This window comes from Enterocloster alcoholdehydrogenati (genome assembly GCF_013282095.1).
GTDB lineage: Bacteria > Bacillota > Clostridia > Lachnospirales > Lachnospiraceae > Enterocloster > Enterocloster alcoholdehydrogenati.
The window spans coordinates 288708-301234 of sequence record NZ_BLTJ01000001.1 but is presented as its reverse complement, the minus strand read 5'-3'; the positions used below and the strand labels follow the sequence as shown (position 1 = coordinate 301234).

11 protein-coding genes are annotated in these 12527 nt (G+C 44.9%); all 11 read left to right on the top strand.

Going from position 1 to position 12527, the window contains the following annotated elements; translation table 11 throughout:
• The first annotated feature begins 45 nt into the window (after nt 1-45).
• Nucleotides 46-897, top strand: a complete 852-nt coding sequence (locus tag HW447_RS01430; protein WP_176253529.1) for a flagellin N-terminal helical domain-containing protein — start codon at nt 46-48, stop codon at nt 895-897.
• 141 nt (nt 898-1038) lie between these two features.
• Nucleotides 1039-1848 (top strand): flagellin N-terminal helical domain-containing protein, encoded by an 810-nt coding sequence (locus HW447_RS01425; RefSeq protein ID WP_176253528.1) that lies wholly within the window; start codon nt 1039-1041, stop codon nt 1846-1848.
• Nucleotides 1849-1980: 132 nt separating this feature from the next.
• Complete coding sequence (locus HW447_RS01420) at nt 1981-3327, top strand: hypothetical protein (RefSeq protein WP_176253527.1); 1347 nt, start codon at nt 1981-1983, stop codon at nt 3325-3327.
• Nucleotides 3324-4553, top strand: coding sequence for a glycosyltransferase (locus HW447_RS01415; RefSeq protein ID WP_176253526.1), 1230 nt, complete (start codon nt 3324-3326; stop codon nt 4551-4553). Before HW447_RS01420 ends, HW447_RS01415 begins: the two co-directional genes overlap by 4 nt.
• Nucleotides 4528-5697 (top strand): radical SAM protein, encoded by a 1170-nt coding sequence (locus HW447_RS01410; protein WP_176253525.1) that lies wholly within the window; start codon nt 4528-4530, stop codon nt 5695-5697. Before HW447_RS01415 ends, HW447_RS01410 begins: the two co-directional genes overlap by 26 nt.
• Before the next feature lie 3 nt (nt 5698-5700).
• Nucleotides 5701-6906: a hypothetical protein gene (locus tag HW447_RS01405; RefSeq protein ID WP_176253524.1), complete on the top strand. Its 1206-nt coding sequence runs from the start codon at nt 5701-5703 to the stop codon at nt 6904-6906.
• Entirely contained in the window at nt 6903-8114 is a 1212-nt protein-coding gene (locus tag HW447_RS01400) for a glycosyltransferase (RefSeq protein WP_176253523.1), read from the top strand. Before HW447_RS01405 ends, HW447_RS01400 begins: the two co-directional genes overlap by 4 nt.
• Before the next feature lie 41 nt (nt 8115-8155).
• Nucleotides 8156-9346 (top strand): radical SAM protein, encoded by a 1191-nt coding sequence (locus HW447_RS01395; RefSeq protein ID WP_176253522.1) that lies wholly within the window; start codon nt 8156-8158, stop codon nt 9344-9346.
• Nucleotides 9343-10536, top strand: a complete 1194-nt coding sequence (locus HW447_RS01390) for a radical SAM protein (RefSeq protein WP_176253521.1) — start codon at nt 9343-9345, stop codon at nt 10534-10536. Before HW447_RS01395 ends, HW447_RS01390 begins: the two co-directional genes overlap by 4 nt.
• Nucleotides 10537-11391, top strand: coding sequence for a dTDP-4-dehydrorhamnose reductase family protein (locus HW447_RS01385; RefSeq protein WP_176253520.1), 855 nt, complete (start codon nt 10537-10539; stop codon nt 11389-11391).
• Between the two features lie 9 nt (nt 11392-11400).
• Nucleotides 11401-12525, top strand: a complete 1125-nt coding sequence (gene wecB, locus HW447_RS01380) for a non-hydrolyzing UDP-N-acetylglucosamine 2-epimerase (protein ID WP_176253519.1) — start codon at nt 11401-11403, stop codon at nt 12523-12525.
• Nucleotides 12526-12527 lie beyond the last annotated feature (2 nt).

Below are 12527 nucleotides of genomic sequence, written 5' to 3'. Positions count from 1 at the left end.
ACAGAGGAGCGGTTTAAGAAGCCGCACAGCAAGGAGGGTTACATCATGCAGATACAGAATAACCTGTCGTCCATGAACGCAGCCCGCAATCAGGGGATCGCCACGGGAAAACTCAAAAAATCCCTGGAGAAACTCTCCTCCGGTTACCGGATTGTCCGGGCCGGGGACGATGCAGCGGGCCTTGCGATCTCGGAACTGATGCGCAGCCGCATCAACGGCCTGAATCAAGCCATGGACAACATTGACGACGGGATGGGGCTTACAAATGTAGGAGACGGAGCGCTGACAGAGGTTCACTCTATTCTGAACCGAATGAAAACGCTGGCAGTCCAGGCGTCCAACAGCACCTATAATACCCAGGCCAGGGCGGATCTGGATATGGAGCGCAAGGAGCTTCTGGCGGAGATTGACCGTATCGGCGAGAGTACCAGCTTTGGGGGCGTGCCGCTGTTTTCCCAGGCGGCCAATATTCCTCAGGGCTGGACGCCGCCCCAGAAGGATGATGAGATTACACTGCAGATCGGAAGCAGCGGCGCAGAGACGCTGGATGTGGCCCGCTATTATATGGGAAGTAAGGAACTGCTGCTGGATAAGACAGATTTTACTTCTGTGGATAAGGCCAATGACTCCATTCAGTATCTGGATAATGCCATAGAGGCGGTGTCAGACGTGCGAGCCTCCTTCGGCGCGGCGTATAACCATCTGCAGCGCACCCACAATAATCTCAGCGTGACCACAGAAAATATGACGGCAGCGGAGAGCCAGATCCGGGATACGAATATGGCCCAGGAGTTTACAGACTACACGGCAGCCAATATCCAGCTGCAGGTTTCCGACTCCATGCTGTCCCAGGCAAACGCCCTTCCGGATCTGGTTTTAAAAATTTTAAATTCTTAGCTTATATATTTCCGGCATCTGCCGATAGATATAAATGGAAAGAAGATCTGTTCCTGATGTGAGGGCCCGCATATGGGGGACAGAAGCGGCGGAAAGGATGCTGCCGTGACGTTTTCTTTGAATTAAAGGAGGAATTTAACTATGGTAATTCAGCATAATATTGCAGCGATCAATTCTTACAGAAACTTATCTACCAACCAGAGCGCGCTGAGCAAGAACCTGGAGAAGCTGTCTTCCGGTTACAAGATCAACCGCGCAGGCGATGACGCAGCTGGTCTGGCTATCTCCGAGTCCATGCGTTCTCAGATCAACGGTCTGAACCAGGCTGTAAGCAACGCTAACGACGGCATTGGTCTGATCCAGACAGCAGAAGGTGCTCTGACAGAGACCCACTCCATGCTTCAGCGTTTAAAGACTCTGTCTACTCAGGCTGCGAATGGTACATATACAAAAACTGCTAGAGATAACATCAAGGCAGAGGTAGATGCTCTGACTCAGGAGATTGACCGTATTTCTACATCAACAGAGTTCAACGGTGTTAAGCCACTGTCTGCTAATAACAATATGACCTTCCAGATTGGCGCCACAAAAACTGAAGTATTAAAGGTGTCTTCTCAGGGTATGGGTTCCACAGCTTTGGGTATTAATAATATTACTGTAGATAATGTTACAAACGCCACTACTGCTATTGATACAATTAATACTGCAATTGATAAGGTATCTACCTACCGCGCTCAGCTCGGTGCTGCTCAGAACCGTATGGAGCATACTGTCAACAACCTGAAGGTAACCTCCGAGAACGTAACTGCAGCAGAGAGCCGTATCCGCGATACAGACATGGCAGACGAGATGACTTCCTACACCAAGAACAACATCCTGATGCAGGCAGCTCAGTCCATGCTGGCTCAGTCCAATTCCATGCCTCAGGGCGTATTAAATATGTTACAGTAATTTTACTGTTTCCCGTTGTTCATACGGCGAAAATCCCAGGCTTCGGCCTGGGATTTTTTGCTCTAATAGATTCCACATTTGCGCCGATATATATATTTAGTATAAGGATTAGGAAATTGGAGTGGATGCGGTATGAGAAAAAGACAGAAAGAAAAGATACTGGAACTGATACAGACGTTTCGCCAGGCCCACAAAGAAATCTTAATGGCGGTTTTGAAGGGGGAGGAGACAGCCTTTTTGCTGTTGGAACAGTGCCAGCAGGGCGCCGTCCGCATCGGAGAAATCATCGAGCAGTCTGAAAATGAGTGTTCAGAAATCATAGGAAGTCTGGAGGCGTACTGCGAATGGCTTTATGAGAAGTATCAGGCGTTTGTTTCCAATGAAGAACCCGCAGAGGATTTTTTAAAGGAGGGGGATGCGTTCTGCCACAGGCTCAGCAGACAGATTGCAAAGGATATTTCTGTGCGCATGGAGGTTGTATTTCTCCCATATAAAGCATCTATGTGGGACAGCCTGGAGAGTGTCTGGATGGCGGCCAGGGAGGATCCTTCCTGCGATTCCTATGTGGTACCTCTTCCCTATTATGACCGCAGACAGGATCACAGCTTTGGGCAGCTCCGTGATGAATCAGAGATGTATCCATCCTATGTACCCATTACCCGATATACGGAGTATGACCTTAAGGAACGTCACCCAGATATGATATTTATTCATAATCCTTATGATGACAGTAATTTTGTGACCAGCGTCCATCCCTTTTTCTATTCGGAAAATCTCCGAAACTATACAGACTGCCTCGTGTATATCCCATACTTTGTTCTGGAGGATCAGCCATGTTCCAACAGAGAATATACGGAGGCTGTCGCACATTTCTGCAATGTCCCTGCGCTGCAGTATGCAGATCGTGTGATTGTGCAGTCAGAACAGATGAGGGAGACCTATATTCAGGTATTGACCCAGATCTGGGGAGCGGAGAGCAGACCCATATGGGAGAAGAAAATTCTGGGCCTCGGATCTCCAAAGATGGATAAAGGAACTGCCGGGAAACAGGAGCTTCAGATCCCGGATCCCTGGAGAAAGCGGATGTATCGGCCGGACGGTTCTAAAAAAAAGATCGTGCTGTATAATACCAGCGTTTCTGCTCTCTTACAGCATGGTGAGAAGATGCTCGATAAAATGGCGGATGTATTTTCTGTATTTAGAGAGAGGCAGAAACAGACAGCGCTGCTTTGGAGGCCCCATCCGCTGACTCTCTCCACCCTTCAGGCCATGCGGCCGGAGCTGCTTGAACCTTACCGGGAACTGGAGATCCGGTATCAAAACGAAGGCTGGGGAATTTTCGATGATTCGCCAGATCTGGATCGTGCGCTGCTGCTGTGCGATGCCTATTACGGCGACAGAAGCAGCCTGGTGCAGCTTTGCCAAAATATGGGAAAACCGATTCTGATCCAGGCAGTGGATCAAAGGGAGTATCTATGAGAGAGGACAGTCTTGTATCGGTGGTCATACCTGTGTACAACGGAGCCCGGTATTTGCCGCAGGCCATAGACAGTGCTCTGGGACAGACATATCCTCACTGTGAAGTAATCGTTGTAAATGACGGTTCAGAGGATGGAGGGGAAACCCGTAAAGCAGCTTTGGCTTATGGAGACAGGATACGTTACATTGAAAAAGAAAACGGAGGCGTGGCTTCTGCCTTAAACTGCGGGATACAGAGCATGAACGGCCGTTATTTCTGCTGGCTCTCTCATGATGACCTGTTTCTGCCTGATAAGGTGGAATGCCAGATGAGGGCGATTCAGATGTCGGGAAATGCGGAAACAGTGTGTGCCGGCAATTATCAGCTGTTTCGGGATGAGGATGATGGGGGCGTCCCTACTGCATTTCAAAGGTATTTTCCCCGCGACCTGCTGGAGCGTCCGCTTTTTCTGCTGTTGTGGGGAGAACTTCACTTTAGCAGCCTTCTGTTCTGCCGGGATCATTTTGACAGAATCGGCCTGTTCGATGAATCTCTGCTTACGGCCCAGGACAACGAGTTTATGTTTCGCCTGATGCCGGGGCAGCAGATGGCTTTTTCGGAAGCTGCTGTCAGCCGGGTGCGTCTGCATCCAGGATCGGGTACCAGCCGTTTCAGGGATCAGGTGGATAAGGAAAACAGGCGTCTGTTTTTATCCGCCCTTTTTCGGCTGTCTGCAGCGGATATCCGCGCCATCGCTCCTGAGGCTGATATGGTTTACCATAAAATTGGCGGTATAATTAAGAGCATGGGGGGGAACGAGGAACTTTATATTCTGGAACGCTGGATGGAGGAAAAAGGGAGTGCGAATGTAAAAAATGAGCGTCATCCCCTCCACGCCGCAAAGCCGATTGCCATTTTTGGAGCGGGAGAGTACGGACTCCGGCTCAAATATGAGCTGAACAGGAATCAGATTGCTGCGTTTTGTTTCCTGGATAATTCACCCCATAAGGCAGGCACGCAGGTGGATGGGATACCCTGTTATCCGGTGTCTTATCTGGACAGCCACAGGGAATGTACCGTTATCATCGCGCAGAAATATTATCTGCCGGCATTGAAACAGCTGCGCGAGATTGGATACACAAGGATAATGCTTAAGCAGGAGGCAGATGCGCTTCTTTTGCGTAAATATGAAAAAAGAAAGAATGGAGGAACGGGAATTTATGAAATGGAACAACAGGGGCCATGAATTTGATGAGGTCTATGAAAATATAAGGTCATGCCAGGGATTTTACCTGTTCGGAGCCGGTCATGACGGGGCGATGGTGCGGGATATCCTGTTATCCCGCTATCAGACAATTCCGGTTCTCGGTTTTCTAGATAACGATGAGAGCAAACAGGGAGGCATTTTTAAGGGGATGCCGGTCTATGCCCCTCAAAAAGCCCTGCTTTCAGAAGGAGCAGGCATTATAGTTTCTTTTGCCTCTGAGATGACGGGAGAGATAGACAGACAGCTGTCTGAAATGGGGCTGGTACTGGGAAAGGATTTCTGGCATTATGAGGAATTTCTTTCGGTAGTGGCAGCCTATGCTTACGATGAATGGTTCGTTCCTTCGATCTCATTTATTCCCATTACTGCCTGCAATTTAAGATGTGAGGCCTGTCTCAATTTTACCACATACTGCAGCAGGTTTGAGGTGCGTCCCCTGGAGGAGGTAAAGGCGGATCTGGATTTGTTCTTTGCACATATTGATTATATTGGCCTGCTGCTGATAAGCGGAGGAGAACCTCTTTTGTACCCTCATCTTGCAGAATGTATGCGCTACATAATGGAGCGGTATTCCTCAAAAATATATTCTCTGGAGACTGTGACGAACGGCACAGTGACGCCTCCGTCTGCATTTCTGGAAGCGCTGCGGGAGCTGGATATTAAAATTACAGTAGACGACTATAGAGATGCCCTCCCGGAGTACAGAGACAGCTTTGAGAAAAATCTGGAATTATTATTGAAATACGGTGGAGGTGAGAAGGTAATCTCTAAAAAGTACGATACATGGATTGATCTTTATCCCTATTCTCAGAAAGAGAAAACGCCGGAGGAACTGACAGAAAAATATTCCCGCTGCCACGTGCCATGGCAGGAATATTATAAGGGGAGACTTTACACCTGCAATTATGCTTCGTTTGCGGCAAAGGCAGGCATTACCCCGCCCATTGATGCAGCTGAGACATATGATTTGAGGGCTCATACCAGAAAGAACGTTAAAGAGGCCGCAGAATTCAGAGCCGGGTACAGCCAAAAGGGATATGCGCAGTTTTGCAGACAATGTGCCGGTTACGTGGAAATCAATCCCCATAAGGTAAGGCCGGCAGTGCAGAAAAGGGAGGAATAAGCCATGAGAGAAACATCCCCTTATCCGCTGACAACCCAGTGCGCCTGTATGGATGATGAGGGCCGGATCTGGATGGTTTCCAATATGGTCAATGGGCTGTTCTGCCTGGATCCGGATACGGGAAAGACGGAGTATGTGACCAGCTTTGAAAGGGAGCCGTTATTTTGCGGATCCCTTTATACGAAAGCGTTCTGGTATAAGGGAAAAGTCATCTGTATTCCATGTCTGGCAAAAAATATTGCTTTTTATGATACTGTAACGGGAGAGATCCGCTACCTTCCTATCCGAAGTGAGGAATATCTGGTTTATTTTAACGCAGTTTCATTTGCAGAAGAGAAGGTGCTGTTGTTTCCTGTGATCTATAGCCATTTTGCATATATTTTGGATTTAAATACAGAACATTATAAAACTATACAGTTAGAATATGGTAATATGTGCAAAAAAATAGAGGATATGTATGTAATAGGAGAAGGAACATATCAGGAAAAGGCTTATTTCGTCATACAAGGAACAGACTTGTTTTTTTCAATTGATTTAAATACATATAAAATTGTATTTCATCAAACTAATGATCACCAGCCACTTTTTAATATGTCAACGGATGGGCAGTATTTATATTTATTTCATGGAGATGGATGTGGTTATGATGTTTATAAAGATGATGACTGCATTTCAGTAAGGCAGCTTTATCCGAAAGAGAAAACAGGGGATCGGGTGGTTCCGCGCAAACAACTGAAATATTTTTCCAGTAGTTGTGTAGAGGATTTGGTGATCAATATGCCGATGCATGATCAGCCTATTTATGTATTTTGGAATGGTTCTATGCAAAAAATTATGCTGGATTGGAAGCAGATTAAAATGACTGGGGCAAAGATACAGGCTTTTTCTATTTGCTTGAAACGAAATAGAAAGTTGATTCTGCTTCCATATCATTCAAGTACAATGGTAGTGGCAGATTTGTTTGAACAGAAAGTACAATATTTTAATATAAGTATTTGTGGTGATGTGTTATGCCTTTTTATGCAAAGATTGGCAAAACAGTTACCTGGATCTAAACAGGTTTTGATGGAACCTAGTTGTCCATTAACTATTTATCTGGATGCACTAAGGGAATCCGGACAGAAAAAGACCAGTGAGAAAGCCAGCGAACAAAACAGGGGCAGACTTATTTATCATATATTGTGGAACAATTCAGGAGATAGAAAATGAACCCAAAAGTTTCGATTATAATCCCCGTCTATAATGGGACAAACTATATGAGGAGTGCAATAGATAGTGCATTGAATCAGACTTATGATAACTGTGAGGTGCTGGTAATTAATGACGGATCCAATGACAATGGTGCTACAGATGCCGTAGCGAAATCTTATGGAGAGCGCATCCGATACTTTAGTAAGGAAAATGGCGGTGTAGCAACAGCAGTGAATTATGGAATAAGGCATATGACAGGAGAATATATGTCATGGCTTTCCCATGATGATATGTTCACACCCAATAAGATAGAAATTCAGATGAAAGCAGCTCTTTCATCAGGGATATCAGCTCCCATTGTACATAGTAATTTTGAATTTTTAGATGTAATAAAAGGAAAGAGTATAGCTGTAGATTTTTTGCAAAGTTATACGAAAGATCAATTGGAGGATAGTTGTTTTGCACCCTTATTTTTGGCTATTCATGGCAGTACAGTACTGATTCACAAAAGTCATTATGATAGGGTAGGACTTTATGACCCCAAATTGATTGCAACACAAGATAGTGAGTTCTTATTTCGTGTGATGCGGGGGCAGAAGTCAGTCTTTGTGAATGCCCCCTTGATGATTTCCCGTATACATCCAGAGCAGGGACAGCAAACAATGAAATGCCATCAAATAGAATATAACGAAATGTTTGTTCAGTTTTGTGAAAAAATTACAGAGCAAGAGAAAATCCATTTTTGCGGAAGTATATTTAATTTTTATTATCAGTTATATCTTTTGCTAAAGAATGCCCGACCAGCCAGTACCATTTTAGATTATTTAAGGGAACAGCTGAAGACAGCAGCAGAAGATGATAAAAGTCATAGCACGATACCGATTTCTGTTAAAGAGAATTTGTGTTTCCTTAAAAGCCGAAATATCTGGATTTTCGGAGCAGGACAGATGGGACGAGAGATGTTAGAAACACTGTATGCCTATGGTATAACAATATCGGGCTGGATTGATAATGCAAAAGAGAAATGGGGAACTAAAATTGAGGGGATATGCTGTATTGGACCAGCGCAGATAGTCGATCAAGAAGAAGGGCTATTTATTGTGGCGATGTTAGATCCGTCAGAGGTAGTAGAACAATTGCATGGATTGGGAATTAAACATATAGCAGTAATGGGAGATATAAAAAAAGTGTTGTTCCATTATGAACCTGTTCATGCGGTGTGGTAATAATAGGGTAAAAATTCGGTTTTCAGAAAGGATAATGAAGAATGAAATGGAAGAATAAAGGACATGAATTTGATGAGGATGGATATATGTTGCAGGGGATGCAGGAAGTGTTCCTATACGGAGCGGTGCAGATGGCACAAGACCTGATTAGGCTTATTAAATGGGGATCTTCCTACATAAATTGGCGAGTTCATATAATAGACAGGGATAGTGAAAAACAGAAAGCGGGGCTATGTGGTTATTCTGTTTTGTCACCAGAAACATTTTTTCAGATGAAGCATAAGAATAGTTTTGTGGTCATCTGTACGTCGCCTTCCGTTGAAACGGAAATCAGAGAACTGCTTAGTAAACATTTGGAGAAAGATACTCCAGTATTTTCCCATTGGTCATTTTTGTATCAGCATCTTCCAATCTATTTTTTATATGCGCATAATAAGGTATTTTTTCCCTCAGAGAGTATGTTGCCTACAACTGTTTGCAATCTAAAATGTAGGGACTGTTTAAACTTTACACCATACATTCAGAAACATCACGTTGCTTCTCTTGATGAGTTAAAACGGAATGTGGATCTGTTTTTTAGGGCAGTTGATTATATTTATCTTTTTCAGATCACAGGTGGGGAGCCGTTGTTATATAAGGATCTACAAGAACTCTTAGAATATATTGATCTGAATTATAGACAGCAAATTTTTAAGTTAGAATTAGTTACAAATGGTACTGTTTTGCCATCAGATGAGCTATGTGCTTATTTTAGCAATAAAAAAATCCATATCGTATTGGATGATTATCGCATGACATTGCCAAATAAGAATGATGTATTTATACAAATTCGAGAAAAATTTCTTAAATATCAGGTGAACTGTTTGGAGAATCGAGTGGATCAGTGGTTTCGTATTTATATTCCAGGCCAAGATTATCCTGAATTTTCAGAGGAAGAATTGATTCAAAAATTTGATGTGTGTGGTACTCCATGGAGTTCTTTAAGAGAAGGAAAGATAGCATTGTGTAACTATGCTATGTACGCAGATACAGCAGGTATCTGTAAAGCACCGGAAGATGAGTTTTTTGATCTGACGCATTATAAGGAATCTGATAAAAAGTCTCTTGTAGAGTTTCGGCTTCGCTATAGTGCAAAGGGATATACAGAATTTTGTAAACAATGTAATACCTATATAAACGGAAATACTTTTTTGTGCCGTCCAGCGATTCAATACAGGGAGGATGCAGAATGAAATGGCAATGCAAAGGTAAGCAGTTTGATTGGCTTGGGGTAATATTTAAAAAGAGGAACAGAGTGCTGATTTACGGTGCGGGCAAACTTGGAGCAATGGTTTTTAAATATTTGGAAGAAAGCGGTTTGGCTAAGCAATTTGACGGATTTGTGGACCAACGTCATGCATCTATAACAGAAGGATATCAGGGATATTCTGTTTATGATCCTAAGATTTTGTTTGATGTACATGATAATGAGCATATTGTAATAGTGGCTATTGATGGAGTCAAGGGGATAAAGATAATGGAACGCTTGGCACGGGTAGGCTATATGGAAAATACAGAAATTTTTATTTGGTCTAAATTCATGTCCGTTTTAAATAACATATACGCCCCAGTATACGCCATGTACACACAGAATCGCCTGATTCTTTCCTCAACTTGTCTGATTCCGGGTAATGCCTGTAATTTAAGATGCCGTGACTGTCTGAATTTTACCACGCATCTTCCCTCTTTTGAGGTGAGGCCGGTGGAAGAGGTTAAGGAGGACGCGGACATACTGTTTCGGTGGGTAGACTATACAATGCGGTTTCAGATCTCAGGCGGAGAGCCGCTGATGTATCCGCAGCTGAAAGAACTGATTGCATATATCGGAAGCCATTACAGAAAACAGATCGGGCAGTATGAAACGGTATTGAATGGAACTGTGGTGCCGTCAGACGAGGTCTGCCAGCTGATGAAGCAGTATGATATGATGGTTTATCTGGATAACTATACAGAGGCGATTCCAAAAAAGATGGATCGCAGACAGGATATCATACAGAAACTGGAAAAATTTGGTATTCACTGGATTGATAATACAGTAGACGAGTGGTTTGATCTGGATATCTTCCATACGGATAACCGCTGTATGGGAGAGGCAGGGCTTGCAGAATACTTTGACCTGTGCAATAATCCCTGGCATTATTTTGAGCGGGGAAGAATGTATGCCTGCAACTTTGCAAGATTCGCAGAAAAGACCGGTCTGCATAAAGAGCCGGAGGAGTCCTCATTTGATTTTACAAGAATGGATGAGAGCAGAAAAAAAGAATTGTTGGAGTTTACTTTAAATTATAACGAGCGGGGATATGTGGAGCTTTGTAAACGCTGTGCGGGCTGGGCTTCCATCAACTGCAAAAAAGTTCCCGTAGCCGTACAGAAGGAAGAATAAATGAAATATCTGATCTTTGGAGTACAGGGAATGGCCGGTCATATGATCGCAGAGTATCTGCTGGAGCAGGGCCATACCGTCGTCGGCTTTGCCAGGACAAAAAGCGCTGTCTGCCCGGCCTTCTGTGCAGACGCGCAGGATGAAAAAGCGGTGGAGCAGGCGCTTGGATCCGACGAATTTGATTATGTGATCAATGCTGTGGGCGTATTGAACCAGAGGGTGGATGCAGATCCTGCTGCCGGAATCTATTTGAACAGTGTGTTTCCCCATCTTCTGGCAAAGAAATTAAAAGGACAAAGGACAAAGCTGATTCATATCAGCACAGACTGCGTCTTTGAAGGAACAAGGGGAGCCTATCAGGAAGGGGACGTGCCGGATGCGGTTTCTCTTTACGGAAGATCCAAGGCACTGGGAGAGGTGAGAGACGGGAAAAATCTTACGCTGCGCACGTCCATCGTGGGGCCTGAGCTAAAGGCAGACGGAACAGGGCTGTTCCACTGGTTCATGTCACAGGCTCAGCCGGTTTACGGCTACACGAATGTGATATGGTCCGGGGTAACAACCCTGGAGCTTGCAAAGGCAGTGGAGGCAGACGCAGAGAACCCGCGGACGGGCCTGGTTCACCTGGTAAATAACCGTACAGTTTCTAAGTATGATCTCCTGTGCCTTTTTAACAGGTATTGCAGACAGGCCCCTTCTGTGATCATAAAGCAAGACAGGCCGGTGTGTGATAAGTCCCTGATCTGTAAAGGAGTGCCCGAGCCGTTAGTAGCTGTATCCTATGAAGAGATGGTGCGTGAAATGGCAGAATGGATACAGGCCCATCCGTCTCTTTATACACAGTATTTGAAATGAGAGAGCGAAATGAAAAAACTGAGAGTAATGACCATCGCCGGCACAAGGCCGGAACTGATACGCCTGTCTGAGATCATAAAAAAGGCGGATCGTTATTTTGAACATATCTTTGTACACACCGGGCAGAATTATGATCCCAGGCTGAACGATATTTTTTATGAAGATTTAAAGCTGCGCAGGCCAGATCATTATCTGGGGGTGGCGGGGAACCATCTGGGAGAAACCATTGGAAATATCATCGCCAGATCCTATGAGCTGATGCTTGAGACGAAGCCGGATGCGCTGCTTGTTTTGGGAGATACCAATTCTGCCCTGTCCGCAATCTCTGCCAAACGTTTAAAGATCCCTATTTTCCATATGGAAGCGGGAAACCGGTGTTTTGATGAAAATCTGCCGGAAGAGACCAACCGGAGGATTGTGGATCACATTGCGGATATCCACCTGCCTTATACAGAACACGCAAGAAGGTATCTGATGGCAGAGGGGGTACAGAGGGAGCATATCTATGTTACCGGTTCTCCTATGAGAGAGGTGATGGAAGTTCACCGCAGCGGGATTGAAAGCAGTCAGGTGCTGAACAGGCTGGAACTTGAGGAAAAGAAGTATATTGTTCTTTCTGCTCACAGAGAGGAGAATATTGACCATAAAGAGCATTTTGAAAGTCTGATGTCTGCGGTCAACGCCATGGCAGAAAATTATCAGATGCCGGTGATTTATTCGCTTCATCCAAGAAGTGCCAAGCTGATCGGTGAACGGCAGTTTTCGTTCCACCCACTGGTACGGAAGATGCCCCCCTTTAATTTCACAGATTACAGCCGCCTGATGCGAAGCGCCTACTGTGTGGTATCGGACAGCGGCACTATGCCTGAAGAGGCAGCCGTGGGACGTTTCCCGGCTGTATGTATCCGTACCTCCACGGAACGGCCGGAAGCGCTGGATAAAGGGTGCTTTATCATAGGAGGCATCACGGAGGATTCCCTGATTCAGTCCGTTTATATGGCGGCGGATATGGCAGAGAAGGGGGACTTTGGCGGCGCTGTGGCAGATTATGAACCGGAGTGTGTCTCTTCAACGGTTATAAAGATCATACAGAGCTACACACGCATCATTGACACAAAAGTCTGGAGGAAATAGAC

Bases quoted from the DNA above. Each gene is read 5' to 3' on its own strand.
- HW447_RS01395 (WP_176253522.1), top strand. From the start codon at position 8,156: ATGAAATGGAAGAATAAAGGACATGAATTTGATGAGGATGGATATATG.
- HW447_RS01385 (WP_176253520.1), top strand. From the start codon at position 10,537: ATGAAATATCTGATCTTTGGAGTACAGGGAATGGCCGGTCATATGATC.
- HW447_RS01400 (WP_176253523.1), top strand. From the start codon at position 6,903: ATGAACCCAAAAGTTTCGATTATAATCCCCGTCTATAATGGGACAAAC.
- HW447_RS01425 (WP_176253528.1), top strand. From the start codon at position 1,039: ATGGTAATTCAGCATAATATTGCAGCGATCAATTCTTACAGAAACTTA.
- HW447_RS01390 (WP_176253521.1), top strand. From the start codon at position 9,343: ATGAAATGGCAATGCAAAGGTAAGCAGTTTGATTGGCTTGGGGTAATA.
- HW447_RS01420 (WP_176253527.1), top strand. From the start codon at position 1,981: ATGAGAAAAAGACAGAAAGAAAAGATACTGGAACTGATACAGACGTTT.
- HW447_RS01415 (WP_176253526.1), top strand. From the start codon at position 3,324: ATGAGAGAGGACAGTCTTGTATCGGTGGTCATACCTGTGTACAACGGA.
- HW447_RS01410 (WP_176253525.1), top strand. From the start codon at position 4,528: ATGAAATGGAACAACAGGGGCCATGAATTTGATGAGGTCTATGAAAAT.
- wecB (WP_176253519.1), top strand. From the start codon at position 11,401: ATGAAAAAACTGAGAGTAATGACCATCGCCGGCACAAGGCCGGAACTG.
- HW447_RS01430 (WP_176253529.1), top strand. From the start codon at position 46: ATGCAGATACAGAATAACCTGTCGTCCATGAACGCAGCCCGCAATCAG.
- HW447_RS01405 (WP_176253524.1), top strand. From the start codon at position 5,701: ATGAGAGAAACATCCCCTTATCCGCTGACAACCCAGTGCGCCTGTATG.